Origin of the sequence: Rhizobium sp. B21/90 (assembly GCF_019355815.1) — a bacterium.
GTDB lineage: Bacteria > Pseudomonadota > Alphaproteobacteria > Rhizobiales > Rhizobiaceae > Rhizobium > Rhizobium rhododendri.
The window spans coordinates 895480-915541 of the sequence record NZ_CP072163.1 but is presented as its reverse complement, the minus strand read 5'-3'; the positions used below and the strand labels follow the sequence as shown (position 1 = coordinate 915541).

Annotated in this window: 17 protein-coding genes; 11 read left to right on the top strand and 6 right to left on the bottom strand. The window is 59.5% G+C overall.

The genetic code is table 11. The features are described 5' to 3' along the window. From J5278_RS22340 to J5278_RS22325, 4 genes are all read right to left on the bottom strand, one after another. On the bottom strand, positions 1-825 hold the full coding sequence (locus J5278_RS22340; protein WP_219258351.1) for a carbohydrate ABC transporter permease: 825 nt from the start codon (positions 823-825) through the stop codon (positions 1-3). Then, complete coding sequence (locus tag J5278_RS22335; RefSeq protein ID WP_142830889.1) at positions 822-1715, bottom strand: carbohydrate ABC transporter permease; 894 nt, start codon at positions 1713-1715, stop codon at positions 822-824. The genes J5278_RS22340 and J5278_RS22335 overlap by 4 nt, the downstream gene beginning before the upstream one ends. A 67-nt stretch (positions 1716-1782) precedes the next feature. Then, complete coding sequence (locus J5278_RS22330; protein WP_142830891.1) at positions 1783-3057, bottom strand: sugar ABC transporter substrate-binding protein; 1275 nt, start codon at positions 3055-3057, stop codon at positions 1783-1785. A 145-nt stretch (positions 3058-3202) separates the two neighbouring features. Continuing rightward, positions 3203-4228, bottom strand: a complete 1026-nt coding sequence (locus J5278_RS22325; RefSeq protein WP_143123151.1) for a LacI family DNA-binding transcriptional regulator — start codon at positions 4226-4228, stop codon at positions 3203-3205. A gap of 267 nt (positions 4229-4495) precedes the next feature. Here J5278_RS22325 and J5278_RS22320 point away from each other — a divergent pair, with 267 nt between their 5' ends. Next, positions 4496-4960 carry a DUF3828 domain-containing protein gene (locus tag J5278_RS22320; RefSeq protein WP_219258350.1) on the top strand — a complete coding sequence of 155 codons (465 nt, stop codon included), beginning with the start codon at positions 4496-4498 and terminating at the stop codon, positions 4958-4960. Positions 4961-5087: 127 nt separating this feature from the next. Continuing rightward, entirely contained in the window at positions 5088-5342 is a 255-nt protein-coding gene (locus tag J5278_RS22315; RefSeq protein WP_142830897.1) for a hypothetical protein, read from the top strand. Positions 5343-5472: 130 nt separating this feature from the next. On the opposite strand, the gene J5278_RS22310 is transcribed toward J5278_RS22315, so the two are convergent. Next, on the bottom strand, positions 5473-6078 hold the full coding sequence (locus J5278_RS22310; protein ID WP_142830898.1) for a TetR/AcrR family transcriptional regulator: 606 nt from the start codon (positions 6076-6078) through the stop codon (positions 5473-5475). A 110-nt stretch (positions 6079-6188) separates the two neighbouring features. Here J5278_RS22310 and J5278_RS22305 point away from each other — a divergent pair, with 110 nt between their 5' ends. From J5278_RS22305 to J5278_RS22265, 9 genes are all read left to right on the top strand, one after another. Then, positions 6189-6875, top strand: coding sequence for a PspA/IM30 family protein (locus tag J5278_RS22305; RefSeq protein WP_142830900.1), 687 nt, complete (start codon positions 6189-6191; stop codon positions 6873-6875). 30 nt (positions 6876-6905) lie between these two features. Beyond that, positions 6906-7187, top strand: a complete 282-nt coding sequence (locus J5278_RS22300; RefSeq protein ID WP_142830901.1) for a YiaA/YiaB family inner membrane protein — start codon at positions 6906-6908, stop codon at positions 7185-7187. Between the two features lie 92 nt (positions 7188-7279). After that, positions 7280-10675 (top strand): acyl-[ACP]--phospholipid O-acyltransferase, encoded by a 3396-nt coding sequence (locus J5278_RS22295; protein WP_219258349.1) that lies wholly within the window; start codon positions 7280-7282, stop codon positions 10673-10675. Positions 10676-11025: 350 nt separating this feature from the next. Then, positions 11026-11889 (top strand): ABC transporter substrate-binding protein, encoded by an 864-nt coding sequence (locus J5278_RS22290; RefSeq protein WP_161990976.1) that lies wholly within the window; start codon positions 11026-11028, stop codon positions 11887-11889. Between the two features lie 64 nt (positions 11890-11953). Further along, positions 11954-13570: an ABC transporter permease subunit gene (locus J5278_RS22285; RefSeq protein WP_143123147.1), complete on the top strand. Its 1617-nt coding sequence runs from the start codon at positions 11954-11956 to the stop codon at positions 13568-13570. A gap of 46 nt (positions 13571-13616) precedes the next feature. Then, positions 13617-14858: an acetamidase/formamidase family protein gene (locus tag J5278_RS22280; protein ID WP_209186407.1), complete on the top strand. Its 1242-nt coding sequence runs from the start codon at positions 13617-13619 to the stop codon at positions 14856-14858. Between the two features lie 98 nt (positions 14859-14956). Next, positions 14957-17257: an acetamidase/formamidase family protein gene (locus J5278_RS22275; protein ID WP_209186408.1), complete on the top strand. Its 2301-nt coding sequence runs from the start codon at positions 14957-14959 to the stop codon at positions 17255-17257. 34 nt (positions 17258-17291) lie between these two features. Then, the gene (locus J5278_RS22270) at positions 17292-17678 is read left to right on the top strand and encodes a RidA family protein (RefSeq protein WP_219258348.1); all 387 of its coding nucleotides are present in this window, start codon (positions 17292-17294) and stop codon (positions 17676-17678) included. Positions 17679-17838: 160 nt separating this feature from the next. Continuing rightward, on the top strand, positions 17839-18606 hold the full coding sequence (locus J5278_RS22265) for a transporter substrate-binding domain-containing protein (RefSeq protein WP_374108314.1): 768 nt from the start codon (positions 17839-17841) through the stop codon (positions 18604-18606). A gap of 38 nt (positions 18607-18644) precedes the next feature. Here J5278_RS22265 and J5278_RS22260 read toward each other — a convergent pair whose 3' ends face one another. After that, positions 18645-20033, bottom strand: a complete 1389-nt coding sequence (locus tag J5278_RS22260) for a dipeptidase (protein WP_219258347.1) — start codon at positions 20031-20033, stop codon at positions 18645-18647. Positions 20034-20062: the final 29 nt, after the last annotated feature.

Here is a 20062-nt window from a genome sequence, read left to right as displayed (position 1 = left end):
CTATTTGACGGAGCCCAGCATGCCCTGGACGAATTGACGTTGCATGAGAAAGAAGACGACGAGCGTGGGCAGCGTCGCAAGCACGGTGCCGACCATGACGACACCGAAATCGGGGTAGTAGGCGGAAGCCAGTGACGAGACGACCAGCGTGATGGTCTTGGTGTCGTTCGACTGCAGCACGATCAGCGGCCAGAGATAGTTGTTCCACGCCGTCATGAAGACGATGATGAAGGCGGCCGCATAGGTCGAGCGCATCACCGGCACGTAGATGAACAGGAAGATCTGCCATTCCTTCAGCCCGTCGACCTTGGCGGCATCGCGCAGTTCGGACGGAAAGGCCTTCGTGCTCTGGCGGAAATAGAAGATGATGAAGGCTGAGCTGATTGTCGGCAGAAGAACAGCGATATGGCTGTTGATAAGACCGGCATGGCCCATCAGCACGAAGAGCGGGATCATAAGGGCGGCAAACGGGATCATCAGCGTCAGGAGGATGGCGCTGTAGACCCGCTCGCGAGCCTTTGACTTGAACATCTCGAAGCCATAGCCGGCACAGGAAGAGATGGCGAGCGTCAGCACGGTGCTGAGGATGGCGATCTTGGCCGAGTTCCAGAAGATCAACGGCACGTCGACTTGCGAGAAGAAGCCCTGCACGTTGATCCAGAAAGCCGAACCAATGGTCACGCTACCCTTGACGATGTCGATCGAAGAATTGCTGGTGCTAATGATCATCCAGAGAAACGGGAAGACCGAGATGAACGACATGACGCCGATGAAGCCATAGGTGAAAACCTGGATGGCGAGTGCCTTGAAACGATCGCCGCTCATTGGTCTTTCTCCCGTGCCGCGTAGAACTGCACGAAGGCCAGCATCGCCACCAGCACGACGATGACGTAGGAGACCGTCGCGGCATAGCCGAGGTTCGGTATGAACTTGAAGGTCAGGTTGTAGATGTAGAGCGACAGGGTCAGCGTCGAATCCGAAGGACCGCCCTGGGTGATGTTCATCACCTCATCGAACAGCTGCAGCGTGCCGATGGTCGAGATTACTGAGGTGAACAGGATAACCGGCTTCAGCAGCGGGATGGTGATGTAGACGAACCGTCCCCAGGCATTGATTCCGTCGATGCGCGCCGCCTCATAGATTGACTTGTCGATGTTCTGCATGGCGGAGAGGTAGAAAATCATGTTGTAGCCGGTCCACCGCCAGGTGATGGCAAGAATGATCAGCACCTTGGCCCAGAAACCGTCGGTCAGCCACGGGATCGGCGACGCGATGATGCCGATGGCCTCCAGCGTGCTGTTGACCACGCCCTGCTCGGCGAACATCCCTTTGAAAAGCGCGGAATAGGCCACCAGCGAGGTGACGCACGGCAAGAAGATCGCGGTACGGAACAGGCCCCGTCCGACGAGCTTCGGCATGTTCAGCACGGCCGCCAGCGACAGGGCCAGCAGGATCATGATGGGAACCTGGATGATGAAGAACGTCACCGTATTGGTCAGCGCGTGCAGGAAGACCGGATCGTTGGCGAGGCGGACGATATTGCCGAAACCGACGAATTTTACCATCGCTCCGCGGCCGGACTGGGACGACATGAACAGCGACCAGAGGATCGGATAGACCATGAACAGGCCGATCAGCACCAGCGCCGGGGCAATGAAGAGCCATCCGTTGACATTATAGAAGCGGCGAACGCCGCTGGGACGCGCAGAAGCCATCGATCGCCCTCGAAGCTGCAGAAAGAGATGGGGGCGGCTCGAAAGCCGCCCCTTCGGGGAGGAAGTCCTACTGGATCTGGGTCTTTGCCTGGGCGTCGATGGCCTTCAGCGCTTCGTCGACGGAACCGCCCTTGGCAATCGCCGGGATCTGCGCCGTTACAGCCGCATCGACTTCGTTTGTGTAGATGCCGTAATTGACCGGGGGAACCTTGGCCAGCCAATCGGCAAAGCTCTGCCACACCTTCTGGCCGCCGAAGAACGCGTCGGCCTGTTCATAGGCAGCACCGGTGCGGGCGGCCGTCAGTGAGCCGACAGCGCCACGATCGGTCAGGATCTTCTGGTAGAAATCGATGTCCTTTGCGTATTCCGCATTGAGGAAGTCGATCGCCTCGTCCTTCTGCTTGGACGCAGACAGAACGTACCAGCTGGAACCACCGAGGTTCGATGCATGCGTTGCGCCCTCGACGTTCAATGCCGGGATCGGGGCAACACCCCATTTGCCGGACTGGTCCTTCTGGGCCTTGATTGTGCCGGTAATCCACACCCCGGTCACTGTCGAGGCAACATCGCCCGAGGTGAACGTGTTGACGTAGTTCGACCAGCCGACAGCCTGCTTGGCAATGCCCGAGGCCATGATCTTGCCGAAGGTTTCAAGCGATGCCTTGAGCGCCGGATTGTTGAGGATGTTGGGGTTGCCATCCTTGTCGAAATACCAGCCACCAGCCGACTGCATCAGGATGCGGACGAGACCGGCGTCGTTCGGGTCGGTGCCCATCATTTTCTTGCCGGTCTTGGCTTCGACCTGCTTGCCGATCTCGATGAAACGGTCCCAGGTGATGTTGTTGAGATCTTCTGCCTTGAAGCCAGCGGCTTCCAGATAGTCCTTGCGATAGTAGAGGCCGGTGACGCCGGAATCGAACGGCATGCCGTAGACCTTGCCGTCGACCGTCATCAGTTCGACCTTGTAGGGGGCGAACGCCTTGTAGTCGACCTTGTCAGACATCGGCGCAAATGCACCCGGGAAGGACTGGAGATATTTCTGTGCGCCGTAGTCCTCTATGAGGACGATATCCGGCAGGCCGCCGCCAGCACCCGACGACAGGCCGGTCTGCAGCTTCTGCTCGACGTCAGCCTTGGCAAAGTCGACGACGTTGAAGGTGGTGTCCGGGTGTGTCTTGGTGTAGCGGGCGCCGGCTTCCTTCATGATTGCGACGTTGAAGTTCGGATCCCAGCACCAGACGGTGATTTCTTTTGCCTCGGCGGCTGTAACCGCCAAAAGGCTGACGCCGGCCAGAGCCAGAGCGATGATGCGCGGCGCGCGGGCGCGCAGAAAATTATCCATTGCTTCCTCCCAGAAGTCACGTTGACGAGACAAGCCTCCTGTCTCCGAAACGCAGTATTCCTCATAAAAGAAAAAGAAGCAATATTTTCAGTAAATTTTTACTGCGCTGCACAAAGAGCCCCTTTGTCGGCACCGTTTTGGCCCGTCAACGCGTGCTTTCCCGCCAGATAATGTCTGTGGATAAGATCACCGTCTTGACGATATCGCGGCCGGCAAACCGCTCCAGCAGCAGGTCGACAGCGGTCTCGCCGATCAGTTCGGCCGGGATACGCACGGTCGACAGCGGCGGATTGAGCAGCTGCGCCACCGGAATGTCGTTGAAGCTGGCAATAGCCACATCGTCCGGGATCTTGAGGCCGAGTTCCAGCATTGCCCGGTAGGCGCCGATGGCCATGTTGTCGTTACAGGCGACGATGATGTCTGGCGGCGACGCGATCTGCATCAGGGATTTCGCAAGGGTGTAGCCACTGTCGGGGGTGAGGTGTTCGGTAACGCAAAGCTCCGGGTCGAAAAGGTCGTGCTGCTTCATCCACTCGATATAGGTCCTGCAGCGCCGCTCGGTGAAATGATTGGGGACCTGGTTGATATGTTCGAGCCAGCCAATAAAGCCGATGCGCCGGTAGCCGCGGTCGCGGAGTGCCGAAAGCAGCTTGCGCATGGCCAGCTGGATGTTGCTCTCGACACTGTCCTCGAGGTCGATCTGCGGCGAAAAGTCCGCAAAAACCACCGTACGGCTGTGTTCGCGCAGCCATTCCACCTCCTCGTCGGTGTGGCGGCCGATGGCGATGACGCCCGAGGCCTCGCGCAGGAGTGTGGCATCCGGCAGGCTGTCGGCGTGGTAGACCTTGACCACATCGATCTGCAGCGCGCGACAGCGGTTCTCGATGCCGAGGCGAACGCCGATATAGTAGGGATCTGTCAGCTCCTGCGGCGGCCGCAGGAAGTGGACGAGGGCAATCCGCCCCGCACCGGAGACCAGTGCTTGCGCGCCATTGAGGCCGTTTGCCCGGTTGCGGCTGCGCGGCGTCGCGTAGTTCAATGCCTCGGCGGTTTCGATGACAGCCTGGCGCTTGGACGCGGAAATCGACAAGGTCGCATCGTAGTTCAGGACGCGGGAAACCGTAGCCGAGGAGACGCCGACCGCATTTGCTATTTCCTTGATCGTCACCATTCTACTGATTGCCTATCACTGCATCGCCGCAGTGCCGAGTCTGCCCCAAGATTATATTCATATTTGCGCTTGCGGCACCGCAATGGGAAGCCTTTTCCATCAGTAAATTTTTACCTGCTGTATGGGGTGCGATGCAGCAAGGTCCGAATTTTACTCCGCGCGGCTTTGGGGGGCGACAATCGCCGGCAGGTTAGCAACCCAGGAATGAACTCTGGATATCGGATTTCTCTTCCGTTAGCCTGCTCCCTGTCTCGAGAGGAGTCCTTCATGCGCCTGCCTGCCTTCGTTTTCGCCGTTCTTGCTGCCGTCGCCGCCGGTCCAGCCTTTGCTAGCAGTTTCGAAACACCGCAGGCGCTTTTGAAGGCGCTCTATGACGACAAGGTCGGCTCGTCCGATCCCGCCTCCGTGACCCGGTACCAGGACTACTTTTCGGATCATCTGAACGGTCTGTTCAAGGCCGATGCGGCAAAGACCGACCCCGGGGATTCGCTGTCTCTAGACTTCGATCCCGTCATTGCGGGTCAGGACGGGGAGGCCGAGCACCTGAAGATCGGCAAGCCGGACATCAAGGGCGACAGGGCGACGGTCTTGGTCAAGTTCATCAACGGTGTGCCGGTGACCTTGCACTACAGCCTCGTTCATCAGGCTGACGGCTGGAAGGTCGACGACATCGAGGACAAGGGGGCGCAGTTTCCCTGGAAGGTCAGCGCTATCTTTGCGGATGCGAAATAGCATCTCGGGCGCCACGCAGATGTGTATCGCAGCTTGAAGTCGGGACGCCGATCAGTCATGCCGTTCGCCACGCTGGATGCCGCCGGTCAGCCGTGCGATATCATGGCGCCAAAACAAGGAGGCCGCGATGGCTCTGGACCCGATCAAAGTTCTGAACGACTACGCCATGGCCGATTGCTCCGTGCAGTTCTGGGTTCCGGGCGCGACGGCCGTGCAATTCCGTGGCCTGAAGGCGGCCGTCAGGTACGCCAAGGAAAATGCCGGCCGCTGGAACGAAGTCGAGATCACAGTCCACCTGCCGCAGGAAGACATTGTCTACGCGACTGACAAGGTCCACCGCCTGATAGACGCTCTACGCCCGCCCCGTCGCTCGAAATCCTAGCAATTTCGCTCGACCCCAAAAAGGCAATCGCGTGGGCGATGGCGGATAGCGTTGTAAACTACGGGCCCGTCTGTTCTCGTGTTCAAACAGTGGGAAGCCTGCCGGCGAAGTTGCAGGGTCGCTCGGAAATTCAACTCGTCCGTATTGTTCCCGCTGCGATGGTAAGCACGAACTGGTCGACCTCGCGTTCGAGGCGTTCGAGTGGGAGGCCGACGAAGCGGCCTGCCAGGCTGATGCTGATGACGCCGTGAACGGCGCCGAAGAGTGTCCTCGCCCGGATCGATCTTTCTTCCGCCGACAAACCGGTCTGGAGTCCGGCAACCGGTTCGGCGATGACTTCCATCAGGGCCAGGTGCTCGTCGAGATGCCATTGCGGGGCAAGGCGTCCATCGGCAAAAACATGGTCGAAGAGCGCGCTCCAGAGATTGCGATGGGCGACGGCAAACTTCAGATAGCCTCGCGCCAAGTTGCGCAGCCGGTCCGTCGGAGAGCGATCCCCGACTTCGCCAAGGACCAAAGTCTGCTCAAGCATCCGCAAGGTCGCGGAGTTCACGTGGATGACCAGGTCGTCCAGATCCTTGAAGACCGTATATAAACCACCGAGCGCGCAGCCTGCATCGAGAGCGACATCGCGGGCCCTCAGGTTTGAAAGCCCTTCCGCTTCGATCCGGCGCCTTGCGGCCTCTATCAGCCGCACCTTCAAATCCTCGCGCTTCATCTCTCTTTTGCCGGCCAAGCGACTATCTCTCTGTAAAAGTGAACGACGTTCATTTTTATTCTTGAACAATGTTCATGTATGTGTCACATAGATATTCATGAACATTGTTCATAAACGGGAGAGTGAAAATGATCAAACAAATTCGTACCTTGATCCGCGGCAGGCTTTTCGAAGCACAAGAGGCTGTCGTCGACCGGAATGCAGCGGTGTTGCTGGACCAGCAGATACGGGATGCGGCAGGCGACATACAGTCAGCACGGCGGGCCGTGGCGGTTGCCACCGCCCAGAACGAGCAGGAGAAGAGCCGGCGCGCACTTGTCGTCTCGCGGATCGCCGATCTCGAGGCGCGGACCATGGCGGCTCTTGAAACGGGGCATGATGTGCTGGCCCGGGAAGCGGCCGAGGCGATCATCCAGCTGGAAGCGGACAGGGATACATCAGAAAAGGCCGAAGCCCAGTTCACAGCTTCTATCGGCAAATTAAAGAGCCTGGTCCGGGCGGCAGAAGCGAGGTTGCAGGAACTGCAGCGCGGCCAGCGCATCACACGTGCGACAGGCCAAGTGCAAAAACTCAATAGCCTGATCCATGGTGTCGGCTCAGCCTCGCTCGACGAGGCCGAACAGACGCTGGCCCGGCTCAGCGAGCGCCAGATGCGGAATGACATGGCCACCTCGGTCCTGCGGGAATTGGATGGCACGAGAAACACCGCTTCTGTCCTCGAAAAACTCGCGGATGCGGGTTGCGGCGCGCCGCTGCGTGTTTCCGCTGACGAGGTACTGGGCCGCCTGCGCACTCGCATGAACTCCGCCGCTTAAATCAACATCAACTGACAAAGGACGACGACAATGAACGACAGTTTCCAGAAGCACTCGTCAAGCTGGATCAGCTTTTCTTATGTCTCATTCGCTTCTGCTGCCATCATGCTGGCGGTCGGGCTTTACATGATGCCCCTCGATCTCTGGGGGAAGGGATACCTGACGATGGGTATCGTCATGCTGGTCCAGACAACCGTCAACATCACCAAGACCCTCCGCGACAATTCCGAAGCTGAAAAGCTGATCCGCAAGGTCGAGGATGCCCGCACCGAGAAGCTCCTGGTCAATTTCAACCGGTCTGGCGAGAACTAGTTTCGTTAACTACACGACAGAGTTGTTAGGTGCGGAAACCGTTGCGTAACAACTCTGTGGCCCTCTCTCCACTCATCTCCAGGAGTACCGACATGCAACGCAATCTGATGACCTCAAGGAAATTCGCGCCACTTTTCTGGACGCAATTCCTGACCGCGTTCAACGACAATTTTCTCAAGCAGACGCTGGTTTTCGTGATCCTCGTGCAGATGGCGGCAGAGGGGGCCTCGCTGGTCACCCTGGCCGGCGGCATCTTCATCGTGCCGTTCCTGCTGCTTTCCGCCATTGCCGGCGAACTGGCGGATAAATACGACAAGGCGAAAATGGCGGAGCTTCTGAAACGCTGGGAGATTGCCGTCGCTGCCATCTCGGTCGTCGGCATTGCGTTCTCCTCGATCTCGATCCTGATGATCGCCCTTCTCGGCTTCGGCATCATCTCAGCTCTGTTCGGGCCCATCAAGTACGGCATTCTGCCCGATCATCTTCATCGCAACGATTTGCCCAAGGCCAACGCCTGGATCGAGGGCGGCACCTTTATCGCCATCCTGACCGGCACCATCGTTGCGGCGCTCGCCTTTACCAAGGGCGATAATGTCTGGGTGTTCGGGCCGATGATGATGGGCCTGTCGTTGCTTTGCTGGTTTTGCGCCCGCCTCATCCCGCCAACAGGGGCAAAGGCGCCGGATCTGGTTGTCGACCGGAATGTCCTGCGCTCGAGCATCCGCCTGATCAACGAACTGCGCGCCGATACACGGATCTGGCGCTCCGCCCTGATGAACTGCTGGTTCTGGTTTGTCGGCGCCTTCGTCATGTCGATGCTGCCGGTCATGATCAAGGAGATCCTCGGCGGGTCGGAAATTATCGTTCCGGTCTATCTCGGCGTCTTTGCAATCTCCATTGCCATCGGCTCCGCTATTGCCGGCTGGATGTCGGCCGGCCGCGTGGTCCTTTTGCCGGCTCCGATCGGCACGCTGATCATCGCTCTGTTCGGCCTCGATCTCGCATGGAACCTCTGGGGCCTCACCTCCATAACCCAGGCCGAGACGATTTCCGCATTCTTCGCCGGGCCGAACACCATCCGCGTGGCCATCGATCTTGCCGGCATGGCAATCGGCGGTGCCTTCCTCGCTGTTCCGACCTTTGCCGCCATGCAGAGCTGGGCAGACGAACATCGCCGTGCCCGCGTCATAGGGGCTGCAAATGTGCTGTCCGCGCTGTTCATCGTCGTCGGGCTTGGACTCGTTGCCCTCCTGCAGGTGGTCGGCATGTCGATCCCGGCCATCATCCTGACGCTGTCGATCATCAACGCCGGCGTTGCCTGGGTGATGCTTAGAACGCTGCCCACCAACGCTTTTCGGGATTTGATCTCAATCCTCTTCCGTGCCTTCATGCGCCTTGAGGTCGAAGGGCTGGAGAACATCAAGAAGGCTGGACCCGCGCCGATCATCGCCTTGAACCATGTTAGCCTGCTCGACGGCGCCCTGGCGCTTGCCATCACCGAGGAGGAACCTGTCTTTGCTATCGATACCAATATTGCCCAAGTGTGGTGGGTGAAGCCATTCCTCAAAATGTGCAAGTTCCTGCCGCTCGACCCGACCAAGCCAATGGCGACGCGGTCGCTCATCAAGGTCGTTCAGGACGGCAACCCGATCGGCATTTTCCCCGAAGGTCGGCTGACCGTTACCGGTAGCCTGATGAAGGTCTATGACGGCGCCGCCATGGTGGCCGACAAGACCGGGGCGATGATCGTGCCCGTGCGCATCGATGGCCTCGAAAAAAGCTACGCCTCCTACATGAACGACAACCACGTCCGCCGCCGTCTCTTCCCGAAGGTCAAGGTGACCATTCTGGAGCCGGTAAAGCTTGAAGTCGCCGCTGATCTCAAAGGCAAGAAACGCCGCGTTGCTGCTGGTGCGGCGCTCTATCAGATCATGTCGACGCTGATTTTTCGCACGACGAATACGGATGCTACGCTTATCGAACGCGTCATCCAGACAGCAATCACCATGGGCGGAAAGACGCTGGCGGTCGAGGATCCGATAGCTGGAAAGCTTTCCTATTCCAAGCTTTTGACGGGGGCTGCCGTTCTCGGTGCGCGCTTCAAGACCATGTTTCCGAATGAAACTACGCTGGGCATCATGCTGCCCAACGCCAACGGCACGGCAGCCACCCTGCTCGGCGTCATGTCAGCGGGCAAGGTTCCGGCCATGCTGAACTTTACAGCGGGTGCGGCTAATGTCTTGTCCGCCTGCAAGGCCGCGGAGGTCAAGCACGTGCTCTGTTCGCGGGCCTTCGTAACCCAGGGCAAGCTCGGCGCCCTCGTCGAGGAAATGCAGCGCGAGGTAAAGTTCGTCTGGCTGGACGAACTCCGCACGACGATTTCAACCTTCGAAAAAATCCGTGGGCTGTTCAACAAATATCGCCCGCTCGTCCGTCGTTCGCCAGAAGACCACGCCGTTATCCTGTTCACGTCGGGCTCTGAGGGCTCGCCGAAGGGCGTGGTCCTCACTCACCGCAATATCCTGTCGAACGCAGCACAGGCAGCAGCGCGCATCGACTTCCACCCGGGCGACAAGGTTTTCAATGTCTTGCCTATGTTCCACTCGTTCGGGCTGACGGCGGGAACCGTGCTGCCGCTGATTTCCGGCGTACCGGTGTTCTTCTACCCGTCGCCGCTGCACTACAGGATCGTGCCGGAACTGGTCTACGTCTCCAACGCCACGATCATCTTCGGCACCGATACCTTTCTCAACGGCTATGCTAGAACGGCGCATCCCTACGATTTCCGGTCCATTCGCTATATCTTCTCCGGGGCAGAACCGGTGAAGCCTTCGACCCGCGAGACGTATACCGAGAAGTTCGGGCTCCGGATTCTCGAAGGCTACGGCGTCACCGAGACTGCACCGGTGATTTCGCTGAACACCCCGATGTACAATCGCTCCGGAACGGTCGGTAAAATCCTCCCCGGCATGGAATGGAAACTGGAGCCTGTTCCCGGCATCGACGAGGGAGGCCGTCTTCACGTGCGCGGCGCCAATGTCATGGCCGGCTATCTCAGGGCTGAAAACCCCGGTGTCCTCGAGCCCCTGAAGGACGGCTGGCACGATACCGGCGATATCGTCACCATCGACGACGACGGTTTCGTCAGGATCCGCGGCCGCGCCAAGCGCTTTGCAAAGATCGCCGGCGAAATGGTTTCCCTGGCGGCTGTCGAAGCACTGGCCGGAGAATTGTGGCCCACCGCCCTTTCCGTTGTCTCGGCGCTGCCGGACGAGAAGAAAGGAGAACGGCTGGTCTTGCTGACAGATGCGCCTGCCGCCAGCCGATCGGCCTTCTCGGCGTTCGCGAAGTCCAAAGGAGCAATGGACATGATGGTTCCGGCCGAAGTCACCATCGGCGTGGTCCCGGTGCTGGGCTCCGGAAAAGTCGATTTCGTGTCCGCGCGGAAGCTTGCCGAGCAGAGGTCACAGCCGCAGCAGGTCGCTTAGCTGCTCATTCGTCCCTCCAGTGAAGACGCGGGGCAGGGCTCACTCCTGTCCCGCACATCCTGCCCGCTGATTTGAAGCCGCAAATTCGAAGAGCGTAAAACGGCGTCAGGACGACTAATTAGCGGCCATGCATCGCCTAAATAATATGCGCAACATGAGAGGCGCGATTTTTTCGGCATAAATCTACAATAAATCGTGTGGCTTGCGACAATCGCTCCCATCGGCAACATCGCTAAGCTTCCCTCCGTCGAGTGCAGAACACTGCACCACTCACAAGAACGGAGCGGGAAATGATGAAGCTGAAAAATGGGAGCCGCAAGGCACTGAAGCCATGGCTGGGCCTGTGCATCATGGCGCAGTTGTTTGTAGCGACGGTGACCGGCGCAACGCTGGTTTCAATGGGAGGTGCCGAGGCGGCTTCCGCGACGCCTGCCGCCTGCGCCGATCTGCAAGCCAAATACCCGGCCCTGAAAGGCAAGACGCTCGTCAATGCCATCAATCCGCATACGCCCGGCTACGAGACGATCGACCCGAACAATCCGGACGCCTATATCGGCTTCGACGTCGATTTTGGCGAAGCCATCGGTGATTGCCTCGGCTTCAAGCTGACTTACAAGCCGGTGACCTTTGCCGCGTTGCTGACCACGGTCCAGGCCGGCCAGGCTGATATCGTCATCTCCGACATCTACGCAACGAAGGACCGTGCCAAGGCCGCCGACTTCGTGACTTACCTGAAGGTCGTCGACGGCGTGCTCGTCGCCAAGGACAATCCGAAGAAGATCACCGGCATCAATATCTCGCTGTGCGGCGCGGTCGCGGCTGAAAACACCGGTTATGTCGAGGTGCCGCTCATCCAGGCGCTGGAAGCAGAATGCAAGGCTGCCGGCAAGCCGGCGCCTGAAATCCAGCTCTACGACAATAACGACAATTGCATCCAGGCGATCCTCGCCGGCCGTGCCGATACTTACATCAACGACGCCAACACCGTCGATGGCGCGGTCAAGGCCTATCCGGACAAGCTCAGCAAGGCCACCGCAGTGACGCTGCCCTATTCGGTCGGCATCGCTGTGCCGCGCAACAATGTCGCATTTCGCGATGCAGTCGTTGCGGCCGTGACGGAGATCCAGAAGTCGGGCCTGCAGCTGGAGCTGATGAAGAAGTGGAGCCTGCCGGCAGACCAGATCGAAGCGCCTTCGCTCATTCTGGCCGACTAATGCACCTTCTCCCGGCCGGGCTCATTGGCCCGGCCGCTTTTCCCTGGACATTGCGAAGGCCATCATGGATCTTTTCCTCCACTATCTCAGCCAGCCCTACCTCATGACCGGGATCGTCTACACTCTCCTGATCACGGTTTTCGGTCTCGCCGGCGGCTTGGTCATGGGCCTTCTTCTGGCCGGCATGCAATTGAGCCGGTTTCGCGCCCTTTCGCTGCTTTCCCGCACCTACGCCATCATTTTCCGCGGCACGCCGCTCATTCTGCAGATGATCTTCTGCTACAACGTTTTGCCGATGATCGGCATCAAGCTCACGGCCATCGAGGCAGCCAGCCTTGCCCTTGCTCTCAATGAAGCGCCGTTTATCGCCGAAATCATCAGGGCCAATGTCATCGGCGTCGATCGCGGCCAGGTGAGTGCCGCGCAGGCCTTGGGCATGACGCCAGGTGCCATCATGTGGCGCGTGATTGCGCCGCAGGCGATGCGATCAATGGTGCCGGCGCTCGGCAACGAAGCCGTCAGCGCGCTGAAGAATTCGTCGCTTGCCTCTGTCGTCTCCGTGCAAGAACTGACGCTTCGAAGCACACAGCTGGCGTCTGCAACGTTCGACTTCTTTTCGATCTTCTGCGCCTCCGGGCTGATGTACCTCATACTGACCGGCGCAATTGCGATCATCCAGATTGTCGTCGAAATGCTTCTGGATCTCGATCGCCCCAAACCCAAGGAACAGATAGCACGGTTTTTCCGCGCGCTATCCCCGGGCCGCGCTGTGATAGCCACCACCGCGACGCCGGCTGCTGTGGGCACGGATATTCCGGCAGCGGAACGCGATCCGCTGCCGCCGGCCTCGCCGAAAGTGACGGCGGCGGCGCGCGGCATCGATCGACAGGCCCGCGCCGCACGGCTGGCCGGAAACCAGGTCGCGGTGGACGTGCGCGGCCTGCACAAGGCCTATGGCCCGAATGTTGTTCTCGACGGCATCAATCTGACAGTCAAGGCCGGCGAAGTCGTGGCCCTGCTCGGACCAAGCGGCTCCGGCAAGAGCACCTTGCTCCGCTGCATCAACCGTCTCGAAGGCTGGGAGGAGGGCTCCATCGAGGTCGGGGGAAGGTCTCTGGCGTTGAATGAAAGCGGCAGGACCCTGTCGCCACGGGCAATCGCGCAGATGCGGGCCAGTGTCGGTGTCGGCATGGTGTTCCAGCAGTTCAATTTGTTCGCCCATCTCACGGCCAGGGAGAATGTCGCCGATCCGCTGCAATGGGTTCAGCGGCTTTCACGCCTCGACGCAAATCGTCGGGCCGAAGCGCTGCTGCAGAGAGTGGGTCTGTCACACCGAGCCGATGCCCTGCCGCGCCATCTGTCCGGCGGCCAGCAACAGCGTGTCGCCATTGCCCGCGCCGTTGCTCCCGGTCCGACCGTCCTTCTGCTGGACGAACCGACTTCGGCACTCGATCCGGAACTGGTCAACGAAGTGCTCGAAGTCATTCGCCGCCTTGCTGTCGAAGACGGCCTGGCGATGATCATCTCCACCCATCAGCTCCGTTTTGCTGCCGAAGTCGCAGATCGCGTTGTCTTTCTCTCCGGCGGCTCCATCGTCGAGGAAGGACCGGCCGAGGAAATACTGAACAGGCCCCGGCATCCGCTGACGGCGCGCTTCCTTAGTAAGATGGAAGGCGAGTGAACCTGCGGTTCCTGCCTTCCAGTCTGTATTCTCAAAGAGGTCTTCCATGACGAACCATCATTTGCCAGCGACGTCTTCCACCGTCCACTGGGGCTATTTCAGCAAGACGCTTGCCCCCGTGCTGACGCTGAAATCCCATGACCGCGCCACCATCGAAACCATCACCCACCATGCCAATGACGACTATGATCGCATGATTGCCGGAGATGCTGAGGCAGAAAAGATTTTTCGCTGGACGAGCGAGCAGAAGACCATGGGCCGTCGTGGCGCCGGCGCTACCGAGGGTCCGTTCACCCATGGCGCCGGCGAAGGCCTCGGCGTGCATCTGCTGACGGGTCCGATTGCCATCGAGGGTGCAGAGCCCGGCGATGTGATCGAAGTCCGGATCCTGAATGCCTATCCACGACCCAGCGCCAACCCCGCCTATGAAGGCCGCTATTTCGGCTCCAACCCCTCGGCAAACTGGGGCTTTCAGTACAATGATTTGGTCGAGGAGCCGAAGCAGCGGGAAGTGGTGACGATCTACGAGCTCGATATGAAGGAGCCCGCCACCGTCTCGGCCGTATACTCCTACCTTTGGACGCCGCAGACCGATCCGGATGGCATTGTCCATGCGACGATCGATTATCCTGGCGTCAGGGTGGACCACAATACCGTTGTCAAGAAAGACGGGGTTCTCGCAGGTATCAAGGTGCCGGCCCGCCTGCATTTCGGCACGATGGGGCTGGCTCCGGCCGAAGCCGATTTCGTCAGCACGATCCCGCCGAACTATACCGGCGGCAACATGGACGATTGGCGGATTACCTCAGGCGCTCGGATGTATTATCCGGTCGCGGTGCCCGGCGGCCTGTTCTCCGTCGGTGATGCCCATGCCTCACAAGGCGATAGCGAGTTGAGCGGCACCGCGGTCGAGATATCGCTGACGGGAGAGTTCGAGTTCATCCTGCATAAAAAGGCAGACCTGCCCGGCACCGTGCTCGAGGGGCTGAACCATCCGCTGCTGGAGAATGACGACGTCTGGTCGGTCTACGGTTTCAGCTACGCCAACTATCTGTCCGAGCTCGGTCCCGATCACCAACAGGAAATTTTAAAGCGGTCCAGCCTCGATCTCGCCATGCGCGATGCCTTTCGCAAGCTCCGCCGCTTCCTGATGACGGCGCATAATCTGTCGGAGGACGAGGCAATTTCGCTGATGTCGGTGGCTGCGGATTTCTCGGTGACGCAGGTCGTCGATGCCAATTGGGGGGTCACCGGTTCGATCCGGAAATGCGTGTTCGCCAGCAAATGACGAGCAGGCTGGCATTCTCTTCTTCGCATGTGCAATATGGATCCGAAGGGATCCAGGCGGGGGCTGTTGCAGACCCTGCCGCCACTGCAGATCAAGGGATGACCATTAGGCAATTTCTCAGCGAAGCCTATCCGACACGCTCTCGTAAAGGGGCGTGGCAGGATATCCTGTCCGAGTTCGGCCTTAGATCCGATGCTGCCGATCAGGGGCTGGAAAGCTTTGCCACTGCCTCGCTGAGGGGCGATCGTCAGTCGTTGCTCCTGGCGCGCCTGACCGCCGGCGACCAGACGTTGTCACCGCTCGTCCGGCGACCCGGCGGCCCGATTGCACTGATCTCCCTCGACGAAAGCCTTGGGATGCGGCTCGGCAGCGAGACGCTGTTGATCGAGGCTGGTAGTCTGGTGATCGTGCCGGCTGTCGGCGAGTGGCAGCTATGCCTTCGCAAAAGCGCCCGGATGATCGTTCTTTCCATTGCGGACAGCCTGTTTCCCGGCCACAAGGCCGGCCTGCAGACCTTGAAGGCGCCGCGGCATTACGTGGCCACAGGGATTGCGGCAATCTTCATAAAGACTGTCGAGACGGCCGCTGGCGAGATGGATAGCGTCTCGGAGTTGGAATGGCGATCGCTCGAAGGCGCCATTGCGGATCTGTTTGTTGCCATCGTGCTGCAGGCCGAGACACATGACGCCGCCGCAAGCCCCGGTTCCGCGGCGCTATTTCATCGCGTCACGCTGGGTATCGAGCGCCATCTTCACGAGCCGGAATTGACCGCACTGCGCATTGCGCGCCTCGAAGGCATTTCGGAACGCTACCTGCAAAAGCTGTTCTTGCAGAACGGCGAAAGCGTTAGCAACTATATTCGTGAACGCCGTCTCCAGCGTGCGAGGGCAGCGCTCGTCGCCCCCGGCGAGATCCGTCTGCCGATTGCCGAAATCGCCTATAGCTGCGGTTTCGGAGATGCAGCCAATTTCAACCGTCTGTTCAAGGAGCGCTTCGGCTTGCCGCCGGGCGCATTTCGCAGCCGGCACCTGGAGAAGCTGGCTGCCAACACGAATGCAGAGCAGCGTGGCTGGCCGTTGAGCGCGCTGGTCGCCAAGCGGCTCCAGCAACGATCTATCGACACGGGCGATGCATTTGCCGATAGCGATGGCAGCGAGGCCGAGGCAGGCTCATCGGTCCATCACGTTCTTGCCGCCTCTGCTGCGACCGTGCACTGGGGCTATTTCAGCCGGGCGCTGCCGCCTGTCCTCGAGATCCGCTCGGGCGATACCGTTGAAATCCAGACGTTGACGCAGCACGCCTCCGACGCGCCGGAACTGATGATCCACGGGGATGCGGGGGCCGAGGACGTGTTTTACTGGACTGCCCAGAAAAAGTCCGTAGATCGCCGGGGTGCGGGTCCGATCGACGCCTCGATTTACGGCCGCGGTGCGGGCGAAGGCTTCGGGGTACATATCTGCACGGGGCCGATCTATATGAAGGACGCGGAGCCGGGCGACGTCATCGAGGTCCGCATCAATTCGATTTCGCCACGACCGTCCAACAGCCCCGGCTATGAAGGACGAGCTTTCGGCAGCAGCGTCGCTGCCTGGTGGGGTTACCATTATAACGAGTTCATTCAGGAGCCCAAAGCGCGTGAAAATATCACGATCTACGAAGTCTTCGCAGACGAAGGCTATGCCGAGGCGCTGTATTCCTATCGCTGGCAGCCGCAGGCCGATCCCTTCGGGGTCGTTCACCGAACCTATGATTATCCGGGCGTTCCGGTCGATCGAAGCTCGGTCGAGATTTGCTCGCCTGTTCTGGAGGGCGTCCGCATCCCGCTCAGGCCGCATTTCGGCGTAATCGCAGTGGCACCACGCGAAGCGGAGCTGGTCGATTCCGTGCCACCCTCCTATTTCGGCGGCAATCTCGACAATTGGCGGCTCGGCCAAGGATCCGCCGTCTACCTGCCGGTATCGGTGCCGGGTGCGCTGTTGTCGATCGGCGATCCCCATGCGGCGCAGGGCGATGGCGAACTCGGCGGGACAGCCATCGAGTGCTCGATGACCGGCGACGTCACCGTCATCCTGCACAAGAAGGGCGAGCTCTTTGTGGAGTTGAGCTATCCCTTGCTCGAAACGCCGACGGAATGGATTTTGATCGGTTTCAGCCACCCGAACTATCTCGCGGAATTCGGCAAGAAGGGACAGGGAGAGGTCTACGCAAACTCTTCGCTCGATCTGGCCATGAAGGACGCGTTCCGAAAAGCCCGGCGTTTTCTCATGGAAAGCAAGGGACTTACGGAAGACGAGGCGATCGCCCTGATGTCTGCGGCGGTCGATTTCGGCGTGACGCAGGTCGTCGACGGCAACTGGGCTGTCCATGCAATCATCAGGAAATCCCTCTTCAGGGTATAAAATTCAAAGTCTTCAAGGATAAAGGAAATCGATCATGCAGTTCCACATGATAGCCGGCGGCCCCAAGCCCGTTGCACCGTTTAGCCATGCCGTCGAAGTCGATGGCACGGTATACGTAACAGGGCAGATGCCCGACACGCCGGGAACGCCCGGCCAGCTACCGGAGGGCATCGAAGCCCAGACGCGCAACGTCATGGCAAATTTGCTCACCGTTCTCTCCGGACTCGGCCTCGGTCTGGAGCACATTGCGATGGCGCGCATCTACCTGACGCATTTTGACGACGACTATGCCGCCATGAACGAGGTTTATTGCAGCTATTTTCCAGAAGGCCGCCTTCCCGCCAGAACATGCGTTGGCGTGACGGGCCTCGCCTACAACGCCCGCATCGAGATCGACCTCGTCGCCAAGCGGCCGTCTTGATGGGATAGCGCAGGAGGGTGGGGTAGGGGGCTACCTACATGTGATGCAACAGGGTGACAGACCATTCCCTTCATTGATTGGAATGAATCTTGCATCGTCATCCGTCATCAGGTGCCGACCTCTTTGCTCGAGCACCAAAATTGATGGGAAGAGATATTTTATGAAGTTTTCGATTGCGATGGCTTTTGTCGGCCTGATGGCGGCGGCGCCTGTTTGCCATGCGCAGGATGGTGCATTGGCTGCCATCAGGCAGGCTGGTGTGCTCAAGGTAGGTACGACGGGCGACTATAAGCCGTTCAGCTACAAGGGTGCGGATGGCGCGCTAGTCGGTGCCGATATTAACATGGCAAAGGACCTGGCGGCAAGCCTCGGCGTCAAGGTGGAATTCGTGACGACCACCTGGAAAACCATGCTGGACGACTTCAAGGCGGGCCAGTTCGACGTTGCCGTGGGCGGCATTACCGTCAATCCGGCACGCGCCGAGGTGGGCGACTTTTCATTGCCAAACGTCAGCGACGGCAAGCGACCCATCGCTCGTTGCGCCGACAAGGACAAATACACGACGATCGAAGCCATCGACCAGCCTTCGGTGAGGGTGATCGTCAATGCCGGCGGCACCAATGACAAATTCGCCCATGAGCACTTTACCAAAGCCGCGATTGACGTTCTTCCCGACAACAAAATGATTTTCGATGAGATTGCTGCCGGCAAGGCCGATGTCATGGTAACGGACGGAATTGAAGCCGACCTGCAATCGAAATTACACAGCGGCGTCCTTTGCCCGGCGGCAGTCAAGGAGCCTTTCACGCACTTTCAAAACGCCTATTTGTTGCGCAAAGATCCTGAGTTGAAGGCGGCTGTCGATGCTTTTGTAAACAAGGAACTGGCGAGCGGAGCATGGAAGCAGAAACTTGACGCCGCCATGTAGGCAAAGGCGATGCAAGTTCGCCCCCACGTTTGCCTGTTTTACGAAGAAGATCGGGTCCAGTTCTGGGCTTTCTCAAAAAGCCGCCCATAGACTTGCTGGCCTCGGCGAAAAACGTCGAGGCGGAAGAATTCATTAGGGGCATGCAGGTTCTCGTCGCCGTGGGAAAAGCCGAGCATGACCGCATGTAGCCCCAGAATATCGACAAATGGCGAGAATGCCGGGATCGAGCCACCGGCCCAGATACGGTAGGGGGCCTTACCATAGACTTCCTCGAGCACCTCCCCTGCTAGTCCGCTTGCAGGGTGGATGTCCGGAATGCTGAAAGCGCGGGCTTCCCGCTCGGTCGCGGAGAACTCCACGGCAACCCCCGGCGGGCAATGGGCTTCGACATGCTTGCGGATCGCCTCCGTAAGTTTCTCCGACGATTGTGCATGAACGATCCGGCAGGTGAGCTTGGCACTGGCTGAGGCAGGCAGGACGGTCTTTGCGCCTTCGCCCTGCCAGCCGGATGTCAGGCCATTCACATCCAGCATAGGCCGTGCACCGATGCGCTCCAGCACGGAGTAGCCGGGCTCCCCGTGGGTCGAAGGGGCGCCCGTTGCGTCGAGATAGTCATGCTCGTCGTAGGGCAACAAGGCTATGGCGTTCCGCATTTCCTGCGTCAGGGGAACGACGTCATCGTAGAAACCTTCGACCGTCACCAGCCCATCCGGTGATTTCATCGTTGACAGGATCTGCGCCAGTGCCATGGCCGGGTTGGCTATCCCGCCGCCGTGCAAGCCGGAGTGCTGGTCTGCCTTCGGCCCGGTGACCTTAATTTCAAAAGCCAGCGTTCCCTTCATCGCCTGCATGATCTGCGGCTGGTCCGGTGCCCATTGCAGGCCGTCGGCCGAAAACGCCATGTCGGCCTCAAGACGCGCAGCGTTCTCCGCGATGAATGCCCGCAGCGAAGCCGAGCCGACCTCTTCCTCGCCTTCGAACAGGAATTTCACATTCACTGGCAGGGTGTTGGTGGTCTTCAGCATGGCTTCGACCGCGAGGATCGGGGTCAGCATGCCACCCTTGTCGTCGGATACGCCACGTCCCCAAAGCTTGCCGTCTCTCAGCGTCGGCTCGAAGGGAGGGTTGTCCCAGAGATCCAGCGGTTCGGCAGGCTGTACGTCGAAATGACCGTAGATCAATACTGTCGGCTTTCCCGGACCCGCATCCAGCCATTCGCCATAGACGACGGGGTGCCCTTTGGTCGGCATCACCTCGGCCTTTTCGACACCTGCCGCCTTGAGGCGGGAGACGACCCATTCGGCGGCGCGATAGACATCGCTCGTGTTTTCCGGCTTGGCCGAAACGGACGGAATGCGCACGAACTCCGTGAGTTCGTCGATAAAACGAGACTGCTCTTGATCGAGGTAGGACGACCAGTCCATCATTTTTTGCTCCACCTTCACGTATGCCTGTC

Bases quoted from the DNA above. Each gene is read 5' to 3' on its own strand.
- J5278_RS22340 (WP_219258351.1), bottom strand. From the start codon at position 825: ATGAGCGGCGATCGTTTCAAGGCACTCGCCATCCAGGTTTTCACCTAT.
- J5278_RS22335 (WP_142830889.1), bottom strand. From the start codon at position 1,715: ATGGCTTCTGCGCGTCCCAGCGGCGTTCGCCGCTTCTATAATGTCAAC.
- J5278_RS22330 (WP_142830891.1), bottom strand. From the start codon at position 3,057: ATGGATAATTTTCTGCGCGCCCGCGCGCCGCGCATCATCGCTCTGGCT.
- J5278_RS22325 (WP_143123151.1), bottom strand. From the start codon at position 4,228: ATGGTGACGATCAAGGAAATAGCAAATGCGGTCGGCGTCTCCTCGGCT.
- J5278_RS22320 (WP_219258350.1), top strand. From the start codon at position 4,496: ATGCGCCTGCCTGCCTTCGTTTTCGCCGTTCTTGCTGCCGTCGCCGCC.
- J5278_RS22315 (WP_142830897.1), top strand. From the start codon at position 5,088: ATGGCTCTGGACCCGATCAAAGTTCTGAACGACTACGCCATGGCCGAT.
- J5278_RS22305 (WP_142830900.1), top strand. From the start codon at position 6,189: ATGATCAAACAAATTCGTACCTTGATCCGCGGCAGGCTTTTCGAAGCA.
- J5278_RS22300 (WP_142830901.1), top strand. From the start codon at position 6,906: ATGAACGACAGTTTCCAGAAGCACTCGTCAAGCTGGATCAGCTTTTCT.
- J5278_RS22295 (WP_219258349.1), top strand. From the start codon at position 7,280: ATGCAACGCAATCTGATGACCTCAAGGAAATTCGCGCCACTTTTCTGG.
- J5278_RS22290 (WP_161990976.1), top strand. From the start codon at position 11,026: ATGGCGCAGTTGTTTGTAGCGACGGTGACCGGCGCAACGCTGGTTTCA.
- J5278_RS22285 (WP_143123147.1), top strand. From the start codon at position 11,954: ATGGATCTTTTCCTCCACTATCTCAGCCAGCCCTACCTCATGACCGGG.
- J5278_RS22280 (WP_209186407.1), top strand. From the start codon at position 13,617: ATGACGAACCATCATTTGCCAGCGACGTCTTCCACCGTCCACTGGGGC.
- J5278_RS22275 (WP_209186408.1), top strand. From the start codon at position 14,957: ATGACCATTAGGCAATTTCTCAGCGAAGCCTATCCGACACGCTCTCGT.
- J5278_RS22270 (WP_219258348.1), top strand. From the start codon at position 17,292: ATGCAGTTCCACATGATAGCCGGCGGCCCCAAGCCCGTTGCACCGTTT.
- J5278_RS22265 (WP_374108314.1), top strand. From the start codon at position 17,839: ATGAAGTTTTCGATTGCGATGGCTTTTGTCGGCCTGATGGCGGCGGCG.
- J5278_RS22260 (WP_219258347.1), bottom strand. From the start codon at position 20,033: ATGATGGACTGGTCGTCCTACCTCGATCAAGAGCAGTCTCGTTTTATC.